Origin of the sequence: Micromonospora haikouensis (assembly GCF_000876225.1) — a bacterium.
GTDB lineage: Bacteria > Actinomycetota > Actinomycetes > Mycobacteriales > Micromonosporaceae > Micromonospora > Micromonospora haikouensis.
Genome location: NZ_JXSX01000003.1, coordinates 478,808 through 503,666 on the forward strand (window position 1 = coordinate 478,808; position 24,859 = coordinate 503,666).

A 24,859-nucleotide genomic window follows, 5' to 3' on the forward strand; every position below is an offset into this window, starting at 1 on the left:
CCTGTGAACACCGCCGGGGCTGACTAGGCTCGACCGTGTGGAGCAGACCAGTGCCCGGTTCACCGGCCCGCCGTTGACCCCCCGTACCGCCGTCATCTGGTCGGTGCTCCGGGCCGAGCTGGAACGCCGCGCCGGCGACCGGCTCACCGTCCTCGACGTCGGCGGCGGCACCGGCGGCTTCGCCGTGCCGCTGGCGCAGGCCGGGCACCGGGTCACCGTGGTCGACGCCAGCCCCGACGCGCTCGCCGCGCTCACCCGCCGGGCCGCCGAGTCCGGGGTCGCCGACCGGGTACGCGCCGTGCAGGGCGACGGCGACGCCCTCGCCGGGCTGGTCGAGCCGGCCAGCGTCGACCTGGTGCTCTGCCACTCCGTCCTCGAGGTCGTCGACGACCCCGCGCCCGTGGTGGCCGCGCTGGTCACCGCGCTGCGCCCGGGCGGCGCGGCGAGCGTGCTCGTGGCCGGGCAGGCCGCCGCGGTGCTCGGCCGGGCGATGAACGGCCACCTCGACGTGGCCGCCGCCCTGGCCGCCGACCCGGCCGGCACCGCCGGCCCCCGCGACACCCTGCGCCGGCGCTACGACGCCGACCGCGCCGCCGCGCTGCTGGCCTCCGCCGGCCTCACGGTCGAGGAGATCCACGGGGTACGCGTCCTGGCCGACCTCCTCCCCGCCGCCGTCGCGGACGGCCAGCAGGCCGCCGTGGTCGAGCTGGAGCGGGCCCTGGCCGCCCGGCCGCCGTACCGGGACCTCGCGGCCCAGCTGCACCTCTTCGCCCGCCGCCCGGCATGACCGCCGCCGTCCCGCCCCCGCCCGGGGAGCCCGCGCGCAGGGCCGCCGTCCCGCCCCCGCGCCCGCCCGCCGATCCGCTGGCCCCGGTGCCGCCCCGCTACGGCGGCGCGAGCCTCGCCGACGTGCTGCCCAGCGCCCTGGCGGTGCTCGGCGTGCCCGGGGCCGCCGACCTGCTCGGCCTGACGCCGGCACTCGCCGGGGTGCGGCGGGTCGCGGTGCTGCTGGTCGACGGGCTCGGCTGGTACCAGATCCCCACCGCCGCCCCGCACGCCCCGACCCTCGCCGGGCTGGCCGCGACCGTCGGCCGCCCGCTCACCTGCGGCTTCCCGTCGACCACCCCGACCAGCCTGGTGACGCTGGGCACCGGGGCCGCGCCCGGCGCGCACGGGGTGCTCGGGTTCCGGGTGCGGGTGCCCGACACCGACCGGGTGCTCAGCCACATCGAGTGGACCGGCGACCCGGAGCCGCTGCGCTGGCAGCCCGTCGCCACCCAGCTCGAACGCGCCCGCGCCGCCGGGGTCGCGGTGACCGTGGTGAGCCGCCCCGAGTACGCCGGCAGCGGGCTCACCCTCGCCGCCAACCGGGGCGGCGACTACCGGGGCGCCGCCGACGCCGCCGCGCTGGCCACCGCGATGCTGACCGCGCTGCACGCCGGGGCCGGGCCGACCCTGGTCTCCGGCTACCACCCCGACCTGGACCGGCACGGTCACCTCTCCGGCGTCGACTCGGCGCCGTGGCGGGCCGCCGCGACCGGGGTGGACGCGCTGCTCGCCCGGCTGGTCGACGGGCTGCCGCCGGACGCCGCGCTGCTGGTCACCGCCGACCACGGCCAGCTCGACGTGCCGCAGGCCGACCGGATCGACTTCGACGCCGACGACCGGCTGCGGGCCGGGGTGCGGGTGCTCGCCGGGGAGCCCCGGGTCCGCTACCTGCACGTCGCGCCGGGCGCGGCCGAGGACGTGGTGGCCGCCTGGTCGGCCGTGCTCGGCGACGCGGCCCGGGTGCTGCGCCGCGAGGAGGCGGTGGCGACCGGCTGGTTCGGGCCGGTGCCCGAGGCGCACCTGGGCCGCATCGGCGACGTGGTGGTGGTCTGCCGGGGCACGTCCGCCGTGGTCGCCACCCGCTCGGAGCATCCCATGGACTCCCGCCTGGTGGCCTACCACGGGTCGGACACGGCCGCCGAGATGACGATCCCGCTGCTGGTGGTGCGCGGCTGATCCTGGCGGCGCGGCCCCGGGGGCCGCGGCGTGTCGTACCCGGGGGCTAGCCTGCGGGCATGGGTCGCAGTCAGTCGTTGCCGCGCGGCGGCGACCCGCGCTTCGGGCCCGACGGCGACGACTCCGGCAGCCCGATCCTGCACGTCGACATGGACGCCTTCTACGCCTCGGTCGAGGTGCGCCGCCGCCCCGAGCTGCGGGGCCGGCCCGTCGTGGTCGGCGGGGTCGGCCCGCGCGGCGTGGTCAGCGCCGCCAGCTACGAGGCCCGCCGGTACGGCGTCCGCAGCGCCATGCCGATCATGCGGGCCCGGGCGCTGTGCCCGCACGCGGTCTACCTGCCGCCCGACTTCGCGCAGTACACGGCGGCCTCCCGGGCGGTGATGCAGATCCTGCGGGACGTCACCCCGCTGGTCGAGCCGCTCTCGCTCGACGAGGCGTTCCTCGACGTGGCCGGGGCCCGCCGGCTGTTCGGGCCGCCCGCCGAGATCGCCCGCGGCATCCGCGCCCGGGTCGCCGAGGAGCAGGGGCTGACCTGCTCGGTGGGGGTCGCGCCGAGCAAGTTCGTGGCCAAGCTCGGCTCCACCCGGGCCAAGCCCGACGGGCTGCTCGTGGTGCCGGCCGACCGGGTGCTCGACTTCCTGCGCCCCCTGCCGGTCGACGCCCTGTGGGGCGTGGGGGAGCGCTCCGCCGAGACGCTGCGCCGGCTCGGTCTGGCCACCATCGGCGACCTGGCCGAGGCGCCGCGCGGCATGCTCCGCAAGGCGCTCGGCGAGGCCGCCGCGGCCCACCTGCACGAGCTGGCCTGGGGGCGCGACCCGCGCCGGGTCAGCCCCGAGCAGGTGGAGAAGTCGATCGGCGCGGAGGTGACGTTCGACGCGGACGTGGCCGACCCGCTGGAGATCCGCCGGGCCCTGCTCGCCCTCGCCGAGAAGGTCGGCGCCCGGCTGCGCCGGGCCGGGCAGGTCGGCCGCACGGTGTCGATCAAGGTGCGCACGGCAGACTTCCGCACGGTCAGCCGGTCCCGCACCCTCGACGTGGCGACCGACACGGCGCGGGAGATGTTCGACACGGCGTGGGCCCTCTACACCGTCCTCGACCCCGGTGAGCGGATTCGCCTCGTCGGGGTGCGGATGGAGGGTCTCGCCCCGGCGGGCGAGACGCCGCAGCAGCTGACGCTGGGCGCTCCCGAGCGCGGCTGGCGGGAGGCGGAGGCCGTGGCGGACGCCGCCGCCGCCCGATTCGGGCGTTCCGTCATAGGTCCGGCGAGCCTGCTCGGCCGGCGCGATCCCGGGCGAAACGAAAATCCGCCCCGCCCATAGGTCGTCCCGCTTTCCGACGCGCGACCCCCCTCGTAGACTTGTCGTTAAGCAGCCGGTTGGCTGCCACGGTCTGTCGGTCCGACCGGGCCGACCAGCGTGACCGGGGAGGAGTGCCGTGCCGCTCTCGGAGCACGAGCAGCGGCTGTTCGAGCAGATCGAGCGGTCGCTTGCCGAGGACCCAAAATTCGCCTCGGCCGTGCGTGCCAGCGATCCGCGCTTCCACGCGCGGCGTCGTCTGCTCGTCGCTGCCGGCGCGATCATCGTTGGCCTGGCTCTACTGGTCTACGGTGCGGTGATCAAGACCCCACCGCTCGCGGTGGTGGGTTTCGTCATCATGCTGGGTTCGGCGGCGTACGCGGTGCAGTCGCACCGCAAGGCGCAGTCCCCCGACCTGCACGTGGTCGGGGGGACGACCACCAGCCGACGCCGCCCGCGCGGGCGGTCCGGCCGGCGGTCGTCGTTCGTGGATCGGATGGAGGACCGGTGGCGGCAGCGCCCGGAGGGGCACCGCTGACCCGGTTCCACCGCTGATCCTCGGTCCCGCCGGCCCGGCGGGACCACGCTGATCCGGCCCGCCGACGGCGGGCCGCTGCTTCCTGCCCGCACCGGTGCGTGCGGGCCTTCACGGTGCCCTGGAGCAGGCCGGCTTCTTCTGTCTGTGCCGCCGATGGCCGTTCGACCAGTTCACGGGTCTAGCAGTGAAAAGCCGCTGGCAGCCGCTGCGCCCCGGCGACGGCGCGGCCCCCTGCCCACTCAGGGCGTGCTGCCGCGCCGTGTTCGCTGGGACTACTTCGCGGTGGTTGTCTTGATGGTGACGCGCAGGGTCTGCGCCAGGCCGGGCATCGCGTTCCAGCCGTCGGCGACCTGAGTGAGTCGGGTGGCGTTGGTGGTGGTGAACTGCTGCAGGTCGGCTGCGGCGGCCTCAATGACCTCGCCTACCCGCGATTCACGGCAGGCCCAGTCGGCGGCGGCGACCTTCTTCTCGAATGCGACGGCGTCCGCCCATTCTGGAAGGGCGGTTGGGTCCGACGGACTTTCGAACGATACGGGCGGGAACTTTTGTTCGACCTTCATGTACGCCTCGGACAGGTCGCCGGCGTCGATCCCGGCCGTCTTCATGCAGTTGGCGTACTGGCCGGGCAGGTCTGGTGCGACCTGTTGCTGGACTTGGCCGAGCAGGTCCACCAGCTTGGCCTCCAGCTCCTCCTGTCCGTCGGGGACGCTGAGCCTTTCCCCGGCGGTGGCCGCGCCTTGGCAGGACTCAACGGTGGTGAACCAGCCACCCTGGGCGTCCGCTGCGGCGGGCAGGCCCGGGTTCGGAGTCTCGCCCCTCCTGGCCAGCATCTCGATACGGGCGGCTACTCCGAAGTCGGCGCGCTGCGGAGCGAATCCGAGCAGATCTCCGGGGGCGGGCTCGGTGGGTGGTCGCATCGGTTGGTACGGGGTGACGCCGTATACGACGCCCTTGGCAAGAGCACAGGCGGCGATTGCGGACTGCATTGTGAGCCACATCCGTTCCTGGCCGGCCTGACGTTGTTGCGGCGTGCCGTACACCTGGTCGAGCACAGTAGACAGCAGGGTTGCGGCATCGACGCCGGCCGGTGCGGCGGCGGGCGCTCCGGGCTGCGCGCAGCCGGTCAGTGCAACGAGGGTGACGGCGGCCGCTGCAGCCATGCGACGGGGACGGTTGGTCATCGGGCGGGTGGCTCCTTTCATGATTGGTCAGGACGAGCAGGAGGTCGACGAGGAGCCGCCCGGGTCGTACTGGTATGTGCCGCTGGAGGTCAGCCACCATGAGCGGGTGCAGTTGTTCGGAATGCTGGGGAGGACCGAGGACGGCGCGCCGATCGTCACCTCACAAGTACCGCTGGTGGTCGCGTTGTTGTTGCCGTAGCAGCTAAAGAGCTTGTTAAAACCGGACACGTCAGTGGACTCGTACGTGTTGCCGCTGTCGCGTGAGAAGGCCGGCCGGCAGGAGCGCGCCATGCGTGCGTCGTAGTGACTGCCTTCGCGGTTCCAGTCGTACCACATGTCCAGGCACTTGCCGCTGGGCACGGCACCGGTCGGGTTGGCCATCACGCGCAGCAGATCGGACGTGTCGTTCTGGTTGTAGAACCCATATGAGGGTGATGGGCCAACGTACAGGTATCCGGACGCGGCCTGGGCGGGACTAGCGACAACCAGGCAGGCGGCTGCGCCGAGTACAGCAACTGCTGTCGCGGCGAGCCGGTGGCGCATGGTGTGAACAGACAAGTGCTTCCTACCTCTGCATGGCAAGGCGACATGTGTGGGGTTCCGTCAAGAGAGCAGCGTACCTCAAAGTCACGTGTTGTATTGAGAGGAAATGATGAGCAAGGATCCCTGGCTGTGTGAGCTGGTGATTCACGCCCATCATGGGGTGTCAAGCGAAGTCCGGCTCTTCAAGGTTGGAGAGTGTTTGGTATATTTTGTTGCTCGCATTCGTGGAGGCGCAGCGTTGTTGGCGGGTGGGAGTATGCCTCGAATGAGGTGGTCGGCATGCTGGCAGGGGCACCTCAGTGGATCATTAATTACAAGGGCGGCAGGGTGGGTTTCGTAGTCGCGCGGGTCAGCCGACAGCGTGGCAGTCCAACTTATGGCTTTCTCTGGCACGGAGTGACGGGTGCACGCGATGAGCCTTTGCTGGTTGGATGTTTGCGGATGATTCTCCAGTGCGCTGCGCAGCGTGTTGCGTCGAGGTTGATTGCCTTTCCGAGGCTGATGGGTCGCTGCGCGAGAGCGGCCTAGCTTCTGCGCCTCAATGCCGTATGGATCGCCGACACGGCTGCGATCAGCCGCAGCTTGAAGTCGCATTCGAACGCACCGCAGCTCGCTTCAAGGTGCAGCTTTGGCGGCATTGCCACAGAAGTAACCCTCTTCCCGTAAAGTCGTAGCTCCAACGCGAAATCAATGTCAGAGAAGGAAGAACTCCGTGTGGCCAATGAAAAGCGTCAGCGCTTGAGCGCGTCGACAAATGAGGTCCAAGCGGACGGGCTGAACGACAGCACCGGCCCCTGCCGGTCCTTGCTGTCGCGCACCTGGGCGCTGTGGTCGGTGTACCGGGCCTCTACGCAAGCACCGTTGCCGCCGCTGCGGGTGCTGGTGCGCCACTGGTCGTCCAACGCCCTCATCGCGTCTCCTTGTCAAGATGCTTCTTGATGATCCCAGTTGAGGCAGTAGGCGACAGGGCGGCAGCCCGCAGGCTGTTGAAGACCCGAGTGCACCTCTGTACCTCCTCGCCTTCAGCGTAGAGGTCACCGGTCAATCCTTCGATGTAGACCACCCCTGGGCCTTCGGTGAAGCTCAGGATGTGGAAGCTCGACAGCATCGAGGCGTAGGCGCCCTCGCGGAAGGGGATGACCTGGACAGTGACGTTCCATCGCTTCTGGGCATCGAGTAGCGCCGTGAGTTGGGTCTGCATGACCTCGGGCCCGCCGATCTGGCGATGCAGGACTGCCTCGTCGATGACTGTCGCAAGGCGTAGGCGCTCTTCGGTCAGCAGCTTCTGTCGCTCCATCCGGACGGCAACTCGTTCCTCCACCGCCTGGGGAGTTGGCTGGGATGCGTCAGCGATGGTGATTGCGCGGGCGTAGTCGGTGGTCTGCAGCAGGCCGGGTACCACCAAGGTCTCGAAGTTCTGGATCTCGGCCGCCGCAGATTCGAGCCCGATGTACTGCCGGTAAGAGTTCGGCAGGTCGCCGTACTTCGCCCACCAGCCACGCTGCTTGCCACTTCGCGCCATGGACAGCAACGTCTCGCGTAGTTCGGCGTCGGTGATGCCGTACCGGTCAAGCAGCGCGTTCAACGCGGGTCCCTTGAGGCCGACCCGGCCTTGCTCGATGCGGCGCAGGGTGCTCGGAGAGACCTCGATGATCTTAGCTGCCTGTTCGGTGGTCACGTCGGCCTTCTCGCGCGCTCGCCGGAGGTGCGCGCCAAGTTGAAACCGCAGGAACGTCGGGCTCTGCATGGCGCCATCTTGCCTCGCCTCCCGTTCTCGCTAGCCCGCCGATGCGGGCGTGTCGTCAACGGATGTGACTCGTTGCCCCCTACAAAGTGCGCGCGCAAAAAGACTGAAGCGGTATGTTGCGTGCGAAGATGAGGGGACGGGTCATGCCTCGACGCATCACCTACGACCAGTTCATCGCGGCTGTGGCCCTGACCCTGGCTCGCCGACACGGGCCGGCGTGGAACTGCATCCTCAAGCGGGTGACGTGCCGGTGTGGCCGCGACCTGCCGTGCCGGGTGAGACATCGCATCCCGATCAAGCGAGGGCACTGGCCGGGTGAGGAGGGGTGACCGCCCGGGAGTCGTCGGTGCACGAGCTGCCGATCGGTCGCAGGGTTGCCTACTGGCGTGGGCGGAGAAGCATGTCGCAGCAGCAGTTTGCCGACGCGATCGGCAAGTCGAAGAGTTGGGTCGACAAGGTAGAGCGGGGTGTCCGCAGGCTGGACAAGTTGTCCAGTCTGCAGGCCGTCGCTGATGGGCTCCGGGTTGATCTACGACTGTTGCTCAGCAAGGAGACCAAGCGGGAGGCAAGCTCGGACGAGCTACTGGGCCGGGCCAACATCGACGAGGTCCGGGCTGTTCTGGTTCGTTGGGGGCCGGTCCAACTCTGGCCCGATCATTCCGTGCCTACCCTCGGGGATCTGGCCAAAGCCGTCGACCACGCCTGGCTGGCCTGCCAACACGCCAAGTACCTCGACCTGATCCGGTCGCTGCCAAAGCTGCTATGCGGGGCACAGCAGGTTCGGACGGCTGACCCGGCTGCCCCGGAAGCCGTACAGCGCTTGGCCGAGGCGTACCAGATTGCCTCGATCGTGCTAAGCAAGGCCGACATCAACGATCTGGCCTGGGTGGCGGCGGACCGGGCGCTGGCCGCGAGCCAGCATGCCGACGACCAGCTCTTGGTGGGTGCCTGCGCCGCCCAGCTTGGGCGCGTGTTGCTCGCCCAGGGGCAGGCCCGGCTCGCCATGGAGATCGGAATCGCGCTGGCCCACCGGATCGTCCCGTCAGGTCCGCTCGACGCTCCTGCCGATGCTCTGTCGGTATACGGAACGCTGCTCCTCGTGGCCGCCCGGGGCGCTGCTGGCCTTGGGCACGCCGACAGCGTCGCCGATCTGCTCGACCGGGCTGGTAGGGCGGCGGCGATCATCGGTGACGGGCAAGACCATTATCGGACCGTCTTTGGCCCGGTCACCGTCGCGTTGGCCCGTGTGGTGGCGACGATCGAACTCGATCCTGGCGTACTTGATCTCGTCGTCCATCAGCGGCTCGTCAACGCCACCGCATTTCGACGGTTGCCCCCCGAGCATCGGGCTGCCTACCTGCTTGACGCGGCGAACGGGTTCATGCAGGTGGGCGACCTGAAAGCTGCTGGCCAGGCGATAGTGGGCGCCGACCGGGCGGCAAAGGCGGAGGTTCGCCACCGCCGGCAGGGCCACGACCTGCTTGCCGCCCTTCTGCGCCGGTCGGCGGCACCTGGCTTCGACGTCCTGCGCTTGGCCGACGAGATGGGCGTAGTTGTCTGATCAGGGGGTCAGCGGCCCGTGCGGGTGGCCAGCAGGCGGCGCGGGCTCCAGCGCAGCAGCCGGTACCGGGCGTCGCCCGTCCTGGCCACCAGCCGGGAGGACGCGTTGCCCAGCGCGGTGCGCCAGCGCAGCAGCACCGACGGCGGCAGCACCGCCGCCAGCAGCCGCGTCCGCCGGTCGGTCCGGGTGGCGAGCGCGCTCCGGACGGCGCGCAGCGCCGGGTGCAGCTCCCCGCCCGCGAGCGGGGCGCGGGCGTACCGGGCCAGTTCCTCGGCGCGGCCCAGCAGCCGCACCGCCGTGGCGGCGGAGGCGTCCTCACCGACGGCCTCGGTGACGAGGCGCTCGGCGGTCGCCCGCGGCGTCTCCGTCCGGTCCACCCGGACCCGGTAGTCGACCAGGGTGTCGAGCAGCTCGTCCCAGGCGGCATGCGCGTCCGCCCGCGCCCGGTCGGGGTCCAGCACCACCGTGACCGGTCGCCCCGCCTCGCCGGCCGGGCCCGCGCCGGCGTCCACCGTGGCCGGTGCGAGCGTCACCGCCGGCCGGGCGGCCCGCCGGCGGCGCAGCGCCATCCGCAGCAGCGCCGGCGCGGCGAGCAGGGCCAGCAGCGCCAGCGCACCGGCCGTCCACCAGGGCCACACCGGGGCCTGCCGGGTCGGATCGTTCGCCCCGACCGCCAGGCCGGCGTCGGTGTCCTGGTCGGCGGCGTCCGGGTCGGTGGCTTCCGGCGCCGCCTCCGAGTCGTCGGGGGCGGCCGGGGCGCCCGGCTCGGTGGCCGCCGGCTCCGGCGCGTCGGTGTCCGGGGCCCACGCCGAGCGGGTCGAGCCCTGCACCCCGTACGCCGGGGTGGCGTCGAACGGCACCCAGCCCATCCCGTCGAAGTAGACCTCCGTCCAGGCGTGCAGGTTGCGGTTGGTCAGCACGTACCCCTCGTCGGTGCGGCCGGTGCCGTTGGTGAAGCCGAACGCCACCCGGGCCGGGATGCCGGCCGACCGGACCAGCCACGCCATCGCCGCCGCGTACTGCTGGCAGAAGCCGGCCTTGTTGTTGAGGAAGTCGACGATGTCCTGGCCGCTGGTGCCGCCCTTCGTGGTCAGGCTGTAGGTGAAGCCGTTGTCCGCCGAGAAGTGGTCGTAGATCGCCCGGACCTTGTCGTAGTCGGTGCTGCGGCCCCGCACCAGGTCGGCGACCAGGGTGTCGACCTGCTCGACCGGCGGGGTGGCGGTCTGCTGGAGCCGGATCGGGTGGTCCGACGGCAGCGACGGGGCCCGCCGCAGCGCCGTCGGGGTGTACGTCGACCGGACGTAGTCGAACGAGTAGCGCTTGCCGCGGGAGTTCTCCCGGTTGGAGAAGACCACCTGCTGGTTCGGGTCGTAGAGCCAGTTGCCGCTGAGCTCCACGGTGCGCACCGGCTCGGCGTAGGCGGGCAACAGCGGCATGTTGAGGTTCTTCGAGACCTCCACGGTGGCCTGGTACCGCGTCCGCTCGACGCCGTTGCCGGTGCCGGAGCGCTGGGTCGGGTCGGGCAGGTCCCGGGTGACGGGCCGGCCGGTCGGGTTGCGCACCCGGAAGCCGTCGGGCCGCAGCTCGTCGGCGACGCCGTAGCGCAGGTAGAACGGGTTCGGCTCGTTGGTGGTCACCGTGACCATCTCGTAGACCTCGGACTGGTTGAGCTGCCCGCTCAGCGAGGCGAAGAGGTCGATGCGGCCCGGGTTGCCGCCCTGGCCGTTGCCCGACCCGGTGCCGGTCCCGGCGCCCACGGCGTTGAGCAGGCCACCGGTCATCCCCGGCACCGCCAGCGGCAGCGCCACCGCCAGCACCACCCCGACCACGGCGAGCCGCCGCCCGGCGGCGGCCAACGGCGAGGACTCCCACACGTCGACGTCGCGGCCGTCGCCGGTGAACCGGCGGCCGAACCGGCGGACCCGGTCGACGTTGTCGGTGACCAGCAGCCACAGGTAGCCGGCCGCGCCGACCACGAACGGCACGGCGGGGACGCTGTCGACGTAGACGGCGACGGGCACCGAGTAGATGGCCAGCATCGGCAGCCCGGCCAGCGCCGGCCGGCGCAGGCCGACGGCGAGCACGTCCACCACCACGGCCACCCCGCCGATGCCGAGCACGCTGACGAACAGCAGCGGGTCGGTGTCGGGCACCTTCACCCCGTACGAGCGCATGTCCACCACGGACGCGCTCAGCAGCTCGCCGAAGTGGGCGAACGTGCTCGGCGTCGGCAGGAACGCCACCAGCTCGGTGCCGGCGGGGAAGAGCCAGGCCAGCGCGAGCGTCAACCCGCCGAGCATGCCCAGCACCTGCCCCCACAGCGGGGCCCGGACCAGCCGGGTCAGCGCGGCCACCCCGGCGACCACCGTGACCGCGATGGCCGCCTGGATGAGCCAGGTCCAGCGCTCGAAGATGGCCGACAGCGGGGCGGCCGCCAGCAGGGTCGCGGCGGCGGCCACGAAGCCGAGGTTGCGGGTCGCGGTCACGGGGGAGCCTTTCGGGGTCATCTTCCCGCCGGGGCGGGCCGGCACGTGCGCCCGACCCGGCGGATCGTCACTTGACGCCGCCGGCCACGGTCTCGGCCAGCGCGGCCCGCAGGGCGAACCCCTGCGAGCCCCGGCCGGCCTGCGGCCACAGCGCGGGCAGCCGCGCGCCGTGGTCGACCCCGACGACCCGCCACCCGCTCTGCAGCAGGGCGAGCGCGGCGGCACCGTGCGCGTGGTCGGCCTCGGCCCGGGCCCGGGGCGCGAGGTGGAGCCAGGTGGAGCTGTCCAGCAGGAAGCCGACGCAGGTCGCGCCGTTGCCGCGCAGGCCGGCGAGCAGCTCCGCCTCCGCGGTGCTCACCGCGCCGAACAGGCCGATGATCAGGCCGCCGTCGCCGCGCTGGCGGACCTGCCGCACCAGCGTGGTGATGTCGCCGCGCGGGTCGAGGCGGACCTCGGCGAGCTGGTCGAGCAGCAGCCCGTCCCCGGCGGCCTCGGTGGCGTCGACGTCCGCGCCGTCGCCGGTGACCAGGCGCAGCTTGTAGCCGGCCTGGCGCAGGTGCACGGCGATGCTGGCCGCCGCGGAGACCGCCCACTCGAAGCTCGCCGTGGGGCCGTCGCCCCGGTGGCCGTAGCCCCGGGTGTCCAGCACCACCGTCGCCCGGCTCTCCCAGGGCTGCTCCTCGCGGCGGACCATCAGCTCGCCCGTGCGGGCCGTCGACTTCCAGTGCACCCGGCGCAGGTCGTCGCCCATCCGGTACTCCCGGGTCGCCGCGTCGTCCTCGCCGTGCACCGCCACGGACCGGGCGCGGCTGGAGCCGCTGCCCGCGTACTCGCCGGGGAGCCGGACCGAGGGCAGCGGGGTGACCTGCGGGATCACCGTGAGCTGGTCGACGCTGGGGAACGACCGGGTCAGCTCGCACAGCCCGAACGGGTCGGTGAGCCGGACCACCAGCGGGCCCACCTCGTACCGGCCGCGCACGTCCGCGCGGACCGTGTACGCCACGGAGCTGGCCTGGTGCGCGCCGAGCCGCTCCAGCACCACCCGGGGCCGGCTGCCCAGGGCGTACGGCAGCCGGTCCTCCAGCAGCAGCGTGCCGGTGGGCAGGCGGGACATGTTCTGCAACCGCAGCACCACCCGGGAGCTGGCCCCGACCGGCACCCGGTGCGGGTCCAGCGACCGGTTGCAGGCCAGCTTGTAGCGGCTGCGCCCCACGTACGCGGCGGCGAGCAGCGGCAGGACGGCGAGCAGCACGGCCACCCGGAGCAGGTCCTTCTCGCCGAGGATGACGGCGGAGACCGCCGCGGCGAGCGCGGCGGCCAGGAACGAGCGGCCGCGGGTGGTCAGGCCCCGGAGCCCGTCGCGCACGTTCACCGCCTCCGCGGCTCGTACGGGGCGCGGCCGTTGCCGTCGGCGGCGGGCCGGTTGTCGTACGGGGAACGCTGGCGGTCGTGCGGCAGCGGCAGCCGGTGCACCAGCTCGGCGACGATCGCGTCGGTGGTGCGCCGGGCGAGCTGCGCGTCGGCGGTCGGGATGATCCGGTGGGCGAGCACCGGCACCGCGAGCGCCTGCAGGTCGTCGGGGAGGACGTAGTCGCGCCCCTCCAGGGCGGCGACGGCGCGGGCGGTGCGCAGCAGCTGGAGGGTGGCCCGGGGCGACGCGCCCAGCCGCAGGTCGGGGGCCTCCCGGGTGGCGGTGACCAGGTCCACCGCATATTGCTTCACGGCGTCGGCGACGTGCACCTCGCGGACGGTGGCGATGAGCCGGCGCACCGTGTCGGCGTCGGAGACCGGCCGCAGCTCCTGCAACGGGTCGGCCGCGCCGTGCCCGTCCAGCATGGCCAGCTCGGCCTCCGGCCCCGGGTAGCCCATCGCGATGCGGGCGGTGAACCGGTCGCGCTGCGCCTCGGGCAGCGGGTAGGTCCCCTCCATCTCGATCGGGTTCTGGGTCGCGATCACCATGAACGGGGTCTGCAGCTGGTAGGTGACCCCGTCGACGGTGACCTGCCGCTCCTCCATGCACTCCAGCAGGGCGGACTGGGTCTTCGGCGAGGCCCGGTTGATCTCGTCGCCGACGACGAGGTTGGCGAAGACCGCGCCGGGGCGGAACTCGAAGTCGTGCGTCTCCTGGTTGTAGACGCTGACGCCGGTGACGTCGCTGGGCAGCAGGTCGGGGGTGAACTGGATGCGCCGTACCGAACAGTCGATCGACCGGGCGAGGGCCTTCGCCAGCTTGGTCTTGCCGACGCCCGGGACGTCCTCGATGAGGAGGTGGCCCTCGGCGAGCAGGACGGCCAGGGCGAGCCGGACGGTGGCCGTCTTGCCCTCGATGACCTGCTCGATGTTGGCCACGATGGCCTCGCTGGCGGCGCGGAACTCGTCGTGCGGCAGCAGACCGCCCACCTCGTCCCAGGTCTGTTGTGTCACGGGCCTCCTCCTCGTCGCCACGACGGCAGCTCTGTTAAGAGCACCTGGACCCGCCGTTGGGTTCGCGACGGGAGAGCCTCGTCTGCCGCAGAAATCTCACTGGCCTCTCAGGCTAACCATGTTTGTCGTGAACGCCGAACCCCGCAGGAAGTCGGTCGGTTACGCCCGGAATATTCGCCCGACGGGGGAAACGCATCGTCACCCAGCGTGAGAGGGGTGTCCCGCGTCCCACCTCGCGGCGGCGGGCCGCGTGCCCGGCGGGCCGGCGGGGTACACTGCCCGACATGGCCGGAGTCTTCCTGCTTCTTACCGGGCCGTGCTGATGCGCTGACGCGCGACAGCACGGCGGCCCCTCCTGCGCGAGGGGCTTTTTTGTGCCCTCCGCCGGGCCGGCCCGGCGAGCCGGGATCGCCGGCCCGGTCGGCGGGCCGACACCGCCGGACCCGGCCCGGCGACGCCGCGACGAAGCGAACGAGGAGAGACGATGAGTGAGGCAACTGCGGCGGGCGACATCCCCCCGTACCGGTACACCGCGGCCCTGGCCGAGGAGATCGAGCAGCGCTGGCAGGACACCTGGCAGCGGGAGGGCACCTTCCACGCCCCGAACCCGACCGGGCCGCTGGCCGACCCCGGCCACCCCCGGGCCGGCGCGGAGAAGCTGTACGTGCTGGACATGTTCCCGTACCCGTCGGGGGCGGGCCTGCACGTCGGGCACCCGCTGGGCTACATCGGCACCGACTGCTTCGCCCGCTACCAGCGGATGGCCGGCCGCAACGTGCTGCACGCGATGGGCTTCGACGCGTTCGGCCTGCCCGCCGAGCAGTACGCGGTGCAGACCGGCACCCACCCCCGCACCACGACCGTGGCCAACATCGAGCGGTACAAGGCGCAGCTGCGCCGGCTGGGCCTGGCCCACGACGACCGCCGCTCGGTGGCCACCATCGACACCGACTTCTACCGCTGGACCCAGTGGATCTTCCTGCAGGTCTTCAACTCCTGGTACGACGCGGACGCCCGGAAGGCCCGGCCGGTCGCCGAGCTGATCGCCGAGTTCGCCGCGGGCGAGCGCCCGACGCCGGACGGCCGGCCGTGGGCCGAGCTGACCGACGCCGAGCGGCGGGCGGTCGTCGACGGCCACCGGCTGGCGTACGTCTCGGAGGCGCCGGTGAACTGGTGCCCGGGGCTGGGCACCGTGCTGGCCAACGAGGAGGTCACCGCCGACGGCCGCTCCGACCGGGGCAACTTCCCCGTGTTCAAGCGCAACCTGAAGCAGTGGATGATGCGGATCACCGCGTACGGCGACCGGCTGCTGGAGGACCTGGACACCCTGGACTGGCCCGAGCCGATCAAGCTGATGCAGCGCAACTGGATCGGCCGGTCCACGGGCGCGCACATCGACTTCGCCACCGACCGGGGCCCGGTGCGGGTGTTCACGACCCGTCCGGACACCATCTTCGGGGCCACCTACATGGTGCTGGCCCCCGAGCACGAGCTGGTCGACGCGCTGGTGCCGGCCGCCTGGCCGGACGGCACGCGGGACGCCTGGACCGGCGGGCACGCCAGCCCCCGGGCGGCCGTCGAGGCGTACCGCAAGGCGGCGGCGGCCAAGACCGACGTGGAGCGGCAGGCCGACACGAAGGAGAAGACCGGCGTCTTCGTCGGCGCGTACGCCACGAACCCGGTCACCGGCGGGCAGATCCCGATCTTCATCGCCGACTACGTGCTGGCCGGCTACGGCACCGGCGCGATCATGGCGGTGCCGGCGCAGGACGAGCGGGACTGGGCGTTCGCCGAGGTCTTCGAGCTGCCGATCGTGCGTACCGTGCAGCCGGCCGACGGCTTCGCCGGCAAGGCGTACACCGGGGACGGGCCGGCGATCAACAGCGCCGCGCCCGAGCGTGGCCTGGACCTGAACGGCCTGGGGGTCGCCGACGCCAAGGCGGCGATCATCGCGTGGCTGGAGGCCAACGGCCACGGCGCCGGCGCGACCACCTACCGGCTGCGCGACTGGCTGTTCTCCCGCCAGCGCTACTGGGGCGAGCCGTTCCCGATCGTCTACGACGCCAGCGGCGCGGCGATCGCGCTGCCCGAGTCGATGCTGCCGGTCGAGCTGCCCGAGGTCGACGACTTCTCGCCGAAGACGTTCGACCCCGACGACGCCGACAGCAACCCGGAGACCCCGCTGTCGCGCCGCCGCGACTGGGTCGAGGTGGAGCTGGACCTGGGCGACGGGCCGCAACGCTACACCCGCGAGACCAACGTGATGCCGCAGTGGGCCGGCTCCTGCTGGTACGAGCTGCGCTACCTGGACCCGACCAACGCCGACCGGTTCGTCGACGCCGAGAACGAGCGGTACTGGATGGGCCCGCGCGCCGAGGGCGACTGCGGCGGCACCGACCTGTACGTCGGCGGCGCCGAGCACGCCGTGCTGCACCTGCTGTACGCCCGCTTCTGGCACAAGGTGCTGTACGACCTGGGCCACGTGTCCAGCTTCGAGCCGTTCCGCAAGCTGTTCAACCAGGGCATGATCCAGGCGTACGCGTACACCGACGCCCGGGGCTCCTACGTGCAGGCCGAGGAGGTCGTCGAGCGCGACGGCACCTGGTTCCTGGGCGAGGAGGAGGTGCGCCGCGAGTACGGCAAGATGGGCAAGTCGCTGAAGAACGTGGTGACCCCCGACGACATGTGCGCCGCGTACGGCGCGGACACCTTCCGGGTGTACGAGATGTCGATGGGCCCGCTGGAGGTGTCCCGCCCGTGGGAGACCCGGGCGGTCGTCGGGTCGTACCGGTTCCTGCAGCGGGTCTGGCGGGCCGTCGTCGACGAGCAGACCGGCGCGACGCGGGTCACCGACGACCCGGCCGACGAGGCCACCCGGCGGCTGCTGCACAAGGTGGTCGACGGCGTCCGGGGCGACATGGAGGGGATCCGGTTCAACACCGCGATCGCCAAGCTGATCGAGCTGACCAACGCGCTGACCCGCCTGCCGGCCACCCCCCGCGAGGTGGCCGAGCCGCTGGTGCTGATGCTGGCCCCGTTCGCCCCGCACGTCGCCGAGGAGCTGTGGCGGCGGCTGGGCCACGACACCTCCCTGGCGTACGCGGACTTCCCGACCGCCGACCCGGCCCTGCTGGTCGCCGAGACGGTGACGTACCCGGTGCAGATCAACGGCAAGGTGCGCGGCCGGATCGAGGTGAGCGCCGACGCGTCCGAGGACGACGTGCGGTCAGCGGCGCTGGAGGCGGTGGCGGGCGCGCTGGCCGGCAAGGAGCCCCGCAAGGTCATCGTGGTGAAGGGCCGGATGGTCTCGGTCGTCGCCTGAGGTGCAAGGAGGGGCCCCTGTTGACGCATTCTGCATAGCAGGGGCCCCTGCCTGACGCCCCGCTGGCGGGGGCGCGGCGGCGTCAGGCAGCGGCGCGGTCGCGTCAGGCGGCGGCGCGGCGGCGGCGTTCCGCGCGCCACCAGCGGTGCAGCAGCACCGCGCTGGCGATCAGGCCGAGGCTCGCGGGGGCGGCGGCGTACCAGTTGACGTCGCCGGGGGAGGTGGCCGCCGCGCCGAGCGCCGCGTAGCCGAACGCCGTCGGGGCGGAGGCGAGGACGCTGCCGGCGAGGTACGGCAGCACCCGCGCGCCGGTGGTGCCGTATCCGTAGCTGACCAGCCCGTACCCGGAGATGGGCAGCAGCCGGACCGTGGCGACCCCCAGCACGCTCTGCCGGGCGAACCAGCCGTCGAGGCGGGCGAGCCGCCCCCGGACCCGTTCGGCGACGAACTCCCGGCCCAACGCCCGGCCGACGGCGAAGCCGAGCGCGGCGGCCAGCAGGGCCGCGCCGAGCGCGTACGCCGCGCCCTCGAGGGGGCCGAAGATCGCGCCGACGGCGAGCGTGACGAAGGTGCGCGGCACCAGGGCGACCAGCAGCAGCGCCCCGCCGACGATCGCGGCGACCGGGGCGTACCCGCCGAGGGAGTCGGCGAGCCGGGGCAGCGCCGCCGGCTCGGGCCGGGGGAGCACCGGCAGCAGCGCCGCCAGCCCGGCGAGCAGGAGCAACAGCAGGGCGAACCGGCGCGCCGCCGGCTGCCCGAGCAGCCGCCGTACGGCCGGGAGCAGCCGGCGCGGGGCCCGGGTCATGCGCGGCCGGGCCGCGGCAGCCGCCGGGCGGCCCGGATCATGCCCGGGCGGCGGCCACCGCGGCGCGGCGCTCGGCGCGGAGCCGGTCGGCCCAGGTGTCGTCCAGCGGCGGGAGCTGGTGCGCGCCGGTCGCCCAGCGCAGCAGCAGGTCGGCCAGGGCGGGGTTGCGGGCCAGGGCCGGCCCGTGCGAATACGTGCCGAGCAGCTTGCCCCGCCACGCGCCCTCGGTCGCGCCGTCGTTGCCGACCCCGGCGGTGACCCGGGCCAGCGGGGACACGCCCGGCCCGAGGTGGGTGCGGCCGCCGTGGTTCTCGAAGCCGGTGAGCGCCGGCACCCCGAGCCGGGGGTCGATGTCGCCGGCCAGCTCGCCGACGGCCCGCGACGGGCCCCGGTCGGAGGAGAGGTCGAGCAGCTCCAGCCCGGCGCACTGGACGCCCTTGGCGAAGAACGAGGTGCCGAGGAGCTGGTAGCCGGCGCAGACACCGAACACCACCGACCCCTGGGCGACGGCGCGGTGCAGGCCGCCGTCGGCCCGCAGCCGCTGCGCGCCGAGCGCCTGCGGGCCGTCCTCGCCGCCGCCGATGAGGTAGATGTCGGCGGTGGCGGGCAGCGCCTGGTCGGAGCGGACCTCCAGCACCTCCACGGGCATGCCGCGCTGCTGGGCCCGGCGGGCCAGGATCAGCATGTTGCCCCGGTCGCCGTAGGTGGACAGCAGGTCGGGGTAGATCCAGACGATACGCAGGCTCTCAGTTGACACGGTCCAGCTCCGCTCGGATGTCCTGGAAGGCGGTGTAGTTGGCGATGACCTCCAGCCGGCCCGGCGGGACCGCCCGGACCGCCTCGCCGAACGTGCGGACGTGCTGGAAGGGCACGCCGTTGACGTCGAGGCGGACCGCCAGGTCGTACGCCCGGTCGCCGGTGATCAGCACCTGCCGGCCGCGCAGCGGGGCGAAGTCGACGTCGAAGAGCCAGGAGGTGTCCAGCCCGTCGGGGTCCCGGGCGTTGATGGAGAGCAGCGTCGGCGCGAAGTCGGCCATGTCGAACGCCTCCAGCCAGCTCGCCGGGTTCTTCGCCAGCAGCAGCCGGATGTTGCGCCCGTCGCGGTCCACCTGGGCGTAGCGGCCGGCGATGGAGGTGACCGCGCCGAGCCGGGAGACCGCGTCGACCGGGCGGACGCCGAACTCGGCGGCGACGGCGAGGGCGGTGGCGGCGTTGCCGAGGTTGACCTTGCCGGGGAGCTGGAGCACCACCTTGTGCCAGGCGCCGGTCGGGTCGAGCACCCCGTCGTCCTCGACGGCCCACTGCGGATCGGGCCGGCGCAGCGGGCAGCCGCTGCACCACCACTGGTCGCCGTTGCGTGCGATGGTGTGCCCGCACTCGGGGCAGACCCACGAGTCGTCGTGCCAGCGCTGGCCGGCGCTGAACCAGGTGACGTGCGGCGGCCGGATGCCCCGGGCCGGGTCGCCGGGCGGGGTGGCCGCCCACACGACCATCGGGTCGTCGGCGTTGGCGACCACCCGCACGTCGGGGTGGTTGACCAGCGCCGCGCGCCAGAGCTGCGCCATCATGGCGACCTCCTTGGCGCGGTCGAGCTGGTCGCGGGAGAGGTTGAGCAGCGCCACCACGTGCGGCTCGGTGGCCTCCAGGACCTGGGCCAGGTAGTGCTCGTCGACCTCCAGCACCGCGTACGGGGTGCTGCCGGCCTTGGCCAGCGCCGAGGTGTGGCCGGTGGGCATGTTGGCGCCGAAGGAGTTGGTGGCGACCCGGCCGAGGACGCCGACCGCCGCCGTTGTCAGCCGGGTGGTGGTGGTCTTGCCGTTGGTGCCGGAGACGAGCGCGATGGCGCGCCCCGCCGAGAGGTGGGCCAGCAGGTCGGGGTCGATCTTCAGGCCGATCCAGCCGCCGATCACCGAACCGTCGCCACGACCCGCGGCCCGGGACAGCGCCGCGGCGGTCCGCGACACGGAGCTGGCCACCTTTGCCCGCAGGGGCATCTTCGCGTCCGTCACGCGAGCGAGGTTACCGGACCGCCGCCCCCGCCAGATCGCCGCCGACGGCGAACCGTTCGGCCGGGCCACCCGGGCGGACGGCCGGAGCGCGGTCGACCGGATGGAGTCGATCTATGTCGGGTAGTGGACGCCGGGGTGGGGGCGCCGCGGCCCTCCACTTCGCTCCACCCCTTCTGACGTGCTGTTTTGTCGCCGACGACGACGCGCCGCGCGGGCGATTCTGGTTGCAGGTGGAGGGAAGTGGAGTAGAGTGGGGACCAATGGTGAGGCCGGGAGGGCCCACCGGCCCGGGGGGAGCGGCGCCGCGAACGCCGCTGCAAGGGCGAGGGGGTTGGGCCGATGTTCCTCGGCACCCACACCCCGCGCCTGGACGACAAGGGCCGGTTGATCCTTCCGGCGAAGTTCCGGGATGAGCTGGCGGGGGGTGTCGTGATCACCAAAGGGCAGGATCGCTGTCTCTACGTCTTCCCGATGCCCGAGTTCCAGCGCATCGCCGACCAGTTGCGCGCGCAACCCATGACGAACAAGGCGGCCCGCGCCTACAGCCGGGTCTTCTTCGCCAGCGCGCACGACGAGGTCCCGGACAAGCAGGGGCGGGTCACCGTCCCGGCGCACCTGCGGGCGTACGCCGGGCTCGACCGTGACCTGGTGGTCATCGGCGCGAGCACGCGGGTGGAGGTCTGGGACAAGGCGGCCTGGGAGGCCTACCTCGCCGACAGCGAAGACGACTTCGCCGACATCGAGGAGGGGGTGCTGCCCGGCGGTCTGTAGGGCGTGACGACGCCCGACGTACTGCGAGATCTCCAGCCGCTTTCGAGTTCCTGGCACCCCTTCCCCGGTGCCAGGCGCACGATCTCCCGGAGGGCCGCGGCCTCCGGTGGGCGGGAGCGGATGGGGATCTGGCGGTACGACGGAGGCGTCGTCCGACGACAGGCGCGGAGAGAAACGGACGGTTCAACCGGTGGGGGTCGACATGGGGGAGCTTCGCGGCACGCACGTGCCCGTGCTGCTCGAGCGGTGTCTCGAGTTGCTGGCCCCCGCGCTGGACAGGGGCGACCGCACGATCCACGTCGACGCCACGCTGGGCCTGGCCGGTCACGCCGAGGCGGTGCTGCAACGGCATCCGCGCACGGTGCTGATCGGGCTGGACCGGGACACCGAGGCCCTCGCCCACGCGCGGGTCCGGCTGGCCCGGTTCGCCGACCGGGTCCACCTCGAACACGCCGTCTACGACGAGCTGCCCGAGGTGCTGGCCCGGCTGGGTTACCCGGCGATCGACGGCGTCCTGTTCGACCTGGGCGTCTCCTCGCTCCAGTTGGACGCGCCCGACCGCGGGTTCGCCTACGCACAGGACGCGCCGCTGGACATGCGGATGGACCAGACCCGGGGGGTGACCGCCGAGGAGGTGGTCAACACCTACTCCCACCCGGATCTGGCCCGGGTGCTGCGGGTGTACGGGGAGGAGAAGTTCGCCCCGAGGATCGCCTCGGCGATCCTGCGGGAGCGGGAACGGGCCCGGATCACCTCGTCGGCACGGTTGGCGGAACTGGTCAGGGAGAGCATTCCCGCGCCAGCCCGACGAACCGGGGGACACCCGGCCAAGAGAACGTTTCAGGCTTTACGGATCGAGGTAAACAGGGAGCTGGCGGCGCTGGAGACGGCGTTGCCGGCCGCTCTCGACAAGCTCACGGTGGGCGGTCGCATGGTGGTCCTGTCCTACCACTCGCTGGAGGACAGGCTCACCAAGGCGGCCCTCGCCGACCGGGTCCGCAGCAAGGGCCCGGTCGACCTCCCGGTCGAACTGCCCGGGTCGGGTCCGACGTTCCGGCTGCTCAGCCGGGGCGCGGAGCTGCCCGGGGAGGCGGAGGTCGCCGCGAACCCGCGTGCCGCGTCGGTGCGGCTGCGGGCCGCGGAACGGATCGACCCGGACGCGGAGCGACAGGGGCGGGCCGACCGCGAACGGCCCCGCCGGCGGGTCAGGGCGATGCACCAACCGGGGACCGGATCGGCGGATCCGGGGTCGACGGGCGCAGGGACGGACGAAGAGGGGGAGGGAAGAAGAAGATGAACGCTGACAAGCGCGACGGCCGGGACACCGGCGTCGGGCAGCGCGCACCGCGGTCGGGGGGCCGGATCGCGGCGCAGCGGACCACGCGGGCCGGGATGCCGGCTCCGGGGGCCGGCCGGCTCGACCGGCAGGGGGAGACTCGCGCCCGGGGGGCGCGCGAGTTCCCGACCAACGGCAGCGCCGCGTTGCGCCCGACCGAGCGAGTCAGCCCGGCCGAGCGGACCGGCACGACCGAGCGGGCCCGTGCGGCGGCGACCCCGTCGCCGCGGCTGCGGGTCGCCCCGCCGCCGCCGGTGTCGGTGCCGCGGGCGCCGTTCGTGGCGTTGATCCTGGTGCTGGTCGTCGGCGGGGTGCTCGGCATCCTGCTGGTCAACACCAAGATCAACGAGAACTCGTTCCGGCTGGAGCGGCTCCAGCAGCAGCAGGCCAAGCTCGACGTGGACCAGCAGCAGCTGGACAAGGAGATCGCCGACGCGAAGGCGCCCGGCAACCTCACCGCCACGGCCCGCCGGCTCGGCATGGTCGAGGCGGAGGAGCCGGCGTACATCCGGCTGCCGGACGGCCGGGTGATCGGGGTGCCGCAGCCGGCCAACGGCCAGCCGTCGGTCACCAGCCAGCAGGGTGCGGGGGGCTGACCGAGGTGCCGCCGAGAGCTGAGGAACCGCGCCGGGACCCTTCGGGCTCCCGGCGCGGTTCGTCCCGGGCCACCGGCGGGCGGGGCGAGCCGCGCACCGGCGAGCCCGGCGTGCAGGGCATCTCCGACGCGCGGGCGTACACCCCCCGGGGGCGCACCGTCCGCGAGGAGCGCCAGGCGGCGGGCCGGCCGACCGCCGGGGGCGCCGAGCAGCGGCGTACCCCGCGCGGCGCCCGGGCCGGCGGCGACCCGTTCCGGCCGGCGTTGCAGGTGCTCGACGGCGGCCGGGCCGGCGGCGGCCGTGCCGGCCGCCGGGAGCCCGTCCCGGCCGCGCGCGCCGCGGTGGTCCGGACCGTGCCCACCCGGGCGCGGCCCGACGACGATGACGATGACGCGCCGCGCCCGCCGCGCCGCCGGCCCGCCGGGCGCGGCCCGCGCCGCCCCACCCGGCCCGCCGCCGGGCGGTCGCCGCGCAAGCCCCGCAAGCCGCCCCGGCTGGCCGACCCGCGCCGCCGGCTGCGCCTGGGCACCCTGCTCGTCCTCGCGCTGTTCGCCACCATCGGCGTCCGGCTGGTCTTCCTCCAGGCGGTCGACACCCCGGCGTACGCCGGCGGCGGTCTCGCCGACCGGGTGATCCGGATCGACCTGCCCGCCCCCCGGGGCGCGATCTACGACCGCACCGGCGCCCCGCTGGCCAACAGCGTCGAGGCCCGGTACGTCTTCGCCGACCCGACCCGGGTCAGGGACCGCACGGAGACCGCGCGGGCGCTGTCGCCCCTGCTCGGCCGTCCGGCCTCCGAGCTGGCCGAGCGGATGAAGCCGCGCACCCTGGAGAACGGGAAACCCTCCCAGTTCGAATACCTGGCCCGGGGCGTCGACGTCCCCACCGCCAAGAAGATCGTGGCGCTCGACCTGTACGGCATCGGCGTGCACCGCGACGAGCGGCGCGAGGTGCCCGGTGGCGACCTGGCCGCCAACCTGATCGGCTTCACCAGCCAGGACATGGTCGGCCTGGAGGGCCTGGAGGCCCGCTACGACGACCTGCTGCGCGGCGAGATCGGCCGCCGGGTGTACGAGGCCGGCCAGGGCAAGCTCGACGCGCCGATCCCCGGCGGCTACAGCAGCACCACCCTGCCCAAGCCGGGGAGCTCCCTGCAGTTGACCATCGACCGGGACCTGCAGTTCAAGGCGCAGCAGGTGCTCAAGAGCCAGGTGGCCAAGGTGCAGGGCAGCGTCGGCGTCGCCATCGTCCTCGACGTGCCCACCGGCGAGGTGCTGGCCCAGGCCAGCCACCCCACCTACAACGCGGCGAAGCCGCAGGAGAGCGAGCCGACCGACCGGGAGGACGCGGCCACCAGCTTCGTGGTCGACCCCGGCTCCATCCACAAGGCGATCACGTTCGGCGCGGCGCTCCAGGAGGGGGTGATCACCCCCGACACGGCGCTGCCGATCCCCGACACCATCGTCCGGGGCGACACCACCTTCCGCGACACCCACCCGGCGAACGGGCGGCGGATGAGCCTGCCGGGGATGCTCGCGTACTCGTCGAACGTCGGCACCATCGAGATCGCCGACAAGCTCGGCCCGGACCGGCTGATCGACTACCAGAAGCGCTTCGGGCTCGGCCAGCCCACCGGCGAGGGCATCCCGGGCGAGGCCAGCGGCCGGCTGCTGCCCGCCCAGTCGTGGAGCGGGTCGTCGTACGGGTCGGTGCCGATCGGGCACAGCGTCGACGCCACCCCGCTGCAGATGGCCGCCGCGTACGCCGCGATCGCCAACAACGGCACGTACGTCCAGCCGCACCTGATCAAGGAGGTGATCAGCGGCAAGGACGGCAGCCGTACGCCGGGCAAGGCACCGGTCACCCGGCCGGTGCTCAGCCCGGCCAACGCGAAGGCGCTGCGCACCATGCTGGAGGCGGTCACCACCGTCGACGGGGCCACCGGGCTCGCCGCGGCGGTGCCCGGCTACCGGGTCGCCGGCAAGACCGGCACCGGCATCCGCTACGTCGACGGCAAGCAGCAGCCCGGCGAGGTCGGCTCGTTCATCGGGATGGCTCCGGCCGACAACCCGCGCTTCGTGGTGGCGGTCTTCGTGTGGAGCCCCGGCGGCGGGGGCGGGGCGGTCGCCGCGCCCGCGTTCCGCGACATCATGGGCTTCACGCTCAGCCGCAACCGGGTCCCCCCGTCCGGCGCGCCGGCGCCCAAGTTCGAGGTCTTTCCGCGCTGACCAGGCGCGGCGG

At 73.2% G+C, this 24,859-nt stretch carries 20 protein-coding genes; 10 read left to right on the top strand and 10 right to left on the bottom strand.

What is annotated here, in order from left to right; translation table 11 throughout:
• The first annotated feature begins 19 nt into the window (after positions 1-19).
• The 4 genes from TK50_RS23775 to TK50_RS23790 all read left to right on the top strand — a co-directional run bounded on the left by TK50_RS23775 (position 20) and on the right by TK50_RS23790 (position 3,837).
• Positions 20-787 (top strand): methyltransferase domain-containing protein, encoded by a 768-nt coding sequence (locus TK50_RS23775; protein ID WP_043967263.1) that lies wholly within the window; start codon positions 20-22, stop codon positions 785-787.
• The gene (locus TK50_RS23780; protein WP_043967264.1) at positions 784-2,004 is read left to right on the top strand and encodes an alkaline phosphatase family protein; all 1,221 of its coding nucleotides are present in this window, start codon (positions 784-786) and stop codon (positions 2,002-2,004) included. The genes TK50_RS23775 and TK50_RS23780 overlap by 4 nt, the downstream gene beginning before the upstream one ends.
• Positions 2,005-2,063: 59 nt before the next feature.
• Positions 2,064-3,323, top strand: a complete 1,260-nt coding sequence (locus TK50_RS23785) for a DNA polymerase IV (protein ID WP_043967265.1) — start codon at positions 2,064-2,066, stop codon at positions 3,321-3,323.
• 115 nt (positions 3,324-3,438) lie between these two features.
• Positions 3,439-3,837: a DUF3040 domain-containing protein gene (locus TK50_RS23790; RefSeq protein WP_043967266.1), complete on the top strand. Its 399-nt coding sequence runs from the start codon at positions 3,439-3,441 to the stop codon at positions 3,835-3,837.
• Between the two features lie 272 nt (positions 3,838-4,109).
• Here the strand turns inward: TK50_RS23790 and TK50_RS23795 are convergent, their stop codons facing one another.
• From TK50_RS23795 to TK50_RS23810, 4 genes are all read right to left on the bottom strand, one after another.
• Positions 4,110-5,018: a hypothetical protein gene (locus tag TK50_RS23795; RefSeq protein WP_144420373.1), complete on the bottom strand. Its 909-nt coding sequence runs from the start codon at positions 5,016-5,018 to the stop codon at positions 4,110-4,112.
• 27 nt (positions 5,019-5,045) lie between these two features.
• Positions 5,046-5,561, bottom strand: coding sequence for a hypothetical protein (locus tag TK50_RS33825; protein ID WP_144420374.1), 516 nt, complete (start codon positions 5,559-5,561; stop codon positions 5,046-5,048).
• Between the two features lie 731 nt (positions 5,562-6,292).
• Positions 6,293-6,472 carry a DUF397 domain-containing protein gene (locus TK50_RS23805; RefSeq protein ID WP_043967274.1) on the bottom strand — a complete coding sequence of 60 codons (180 nt, stop codon included), beginning with the start codon at positions 6,470-6,472 and terminating at the stop codon, positions 6,293-6,295.
• Complete coding sequence (locus tag TK50_RS23810) at positions 6,469-7,308, bottom strand: helix-turn-helix domain-containing protein (RefSeq protein WP_043967275.1); 840 nt, start codon at positions 7,306-7,308, stop codon at positions 6,469-6,471. Before TK50_RS23810 ends, TK50_RS23805 begins: the two co-directional genes overlap by 4 nt.
• Before the next feature lie 346 nt (positions 7,309-7,654).
• On the opposite strand from TK50_RS23810, the gene TK50_RS23815 reads away from it, so the two are divergent.
• On the top strand, positions 7,655-8,869 hold the full coding sequence (locus TK50_RS23815; protein ID WP_043969304.1) for a helix-turn-helix domain-containing protein: 1,215 nt from the start codon (positions 7,655-7,657) through the stop codon (positions 8,867-8,869).
• 8 nt (positions 8,870-8,877) lie between these two features.
• On the opposite strand, the gene TK50_RS23820 is transcribed toward TK50_RS23815, so the two are convergent.
• From TK50_RS23820 to TK50_RS23830, 3 genes are all read right to left on the bottom strand, one after another.
• Positions 8,878-11,355: a transglutaminase TgpA family protein gene (locus TK50_RS23820; protein ID WP_043967277.1), complete on the bottom strand. Its 2,478-nt coding sequence runs from the start codon at positions 11,353-11,355 to the stop codon at positions 8,878-8,880.
• Positions 11,356-11,422: 67 nt separating this feature from the next.
• Positions 11,423-12,721 carry a DUF58 domain-containing protein gene (locus tag TK50_RS23825; RefSeq protein ID WP_043969305.1) on the bottom strand — a complete coding sequence of 433 codons (1,299 nt, stop codon included), beginning with the start codon at positions 12,719-12,721 and terminating at the stop codon, positions 11,423-11,425.
• 2 nt (positions 12,722-12,723) lie between these two features.
• Positions 12,724-13,779, bottom strand: a complete 1,056-nt coding sequence (locus tag TK50_RS23830; RefSeq protein WP_043967279.1) for an AAA family ATPase — start codon at positions 13,777-13,779, stop codon at positions 12,724-12,726.
• 484 nt (positions 13,780-14,263) lie between these two features.
• On the opposite strand from TK50_RS23830, the gene leuS reads away from it, so the two are divergent.
• Positions 14,264-17,101: a leucine--tRNA ligase gene (gene leuS, locus TK50_RS23835; RefSeq protein WP_043967281.1), complete on the top strand. Its 2,838-nt coding sequence runs from the start codon at positions 14,264-14,266 to the stop codon at positions 17,099-17,101.
• A 103-nt stretch (positions 17,102-17,204) separates the two neighbouring features.
• Here leuS and TK50_RS23840 read toward each other — a convergent pair whose 3' ends face one another.
• The 3 genes from TK50_RS23840 to TK50_RS23850 are packed head-to-tail and all read right to left on the bottom strand — an operon-like array spanning position 17,205 to position 19,900.
• Entirely contained in the window at positions 17,205-17,906 is a 702-nt protein-coding gene (locus TK50_RS23840) for a TVP38/TMEM64 family protein (RefSeq protein ID WP_043967283.1), read from the bottom strand.
• Positions 17,907-17,943: 37 nt separating this feature from the next.
• Positions 17,944-18,663 carry a type 1 glutamine amidotransferase gene (locus TK50_RS23845; protein WP_043967285.1) on the bottom strand — a complete coding sequence of 240 codons (720 nt, stop codon included), beginning with the start codon at positions 18,661-18,663 and terminating at the stop codon, positions 17,944-17,946.
• The gene (locus TK50_RS23850) at positions 18,653-19,900 is read right to left on the bottom strand and encodes a MurT ligase domain-containing protein (RefSeq protein WP_043967287.1); all 1,248 of its coding nucleotides are present in this window, start codon (positions 19,898-19,900) and stop codon (positions 18,653-18,655) included. Before TK50_RS23850 ends, TK50_RS23845 begins: the two co-directional genes overlap by 11 nt.
• A 354-nt stretch (positions 19,901-20,254) precedes the next feature.
• On the opposite strand from TK50_RS23850, the gene mraZ reads away from it, so the two are divergent.
• The 4 genes from mraZ to TK50_RS23875 all read left to right on the top strand — a co-directional run bounded on the left by mraZ (position 20,255) and on the right by TK50_RS23875 (position 24,846).
• On the top strand, positions 20,255-20,686 hold the full coding sequence (mraZ, locus tag TK50_RS23860) for a division/cell wall cluster transcriptional repressor MraZ (protein WP_043967289.1): 432 nt from the start codon (positions 20,255-20,257) through the stop codon (positions 20,684-20,686).
• Positions 20,687-20,888: 202 nt separating this feature from the next.
• The gene (gene rsmH, locus TK50_RS23865; protein ID WP_043969307.1) at positions 20,889-21,983 is read left to right on the top strand and encodes a 16S rRNA (cytosine(1402)-N(4))-methyltransferase RsmH; all 1,095 of its coding nucleotides are present in this window, start codon (positions 20,889-20,891) and stop codon (positions 21,981-21,983) included.
• Positions 21,980-22,618 (top strand): cell division protein FtsL, encoded by a 639-nt coding sequence (gene ftsL / locus TK50_RS23870; protein ID WP_043967291.1) that lies wholly within the window; start codon positions 21,980-21,982, stop codon positions 22,616-22,618. The genes rsmH and ftsL overlap by 4 nt, the downstream gene beginning before the upstream one ends.
• A 5-nt stretch (positions 22,619-22,623) precedes the next feature.
• A complete protein-coding gene (locus tag TK50_RS23875; RefSeq protein ID WP_043967294.1) occupies positions 22,624-24,846 on the top strand; it encodes a peptidoglycan D,D-transpeptidase FtsI family protein in 2,223 nt (740 codons plus the stop codon).
• Positions 24,847-24,859 lie beyond the last annotated feature (13 nt).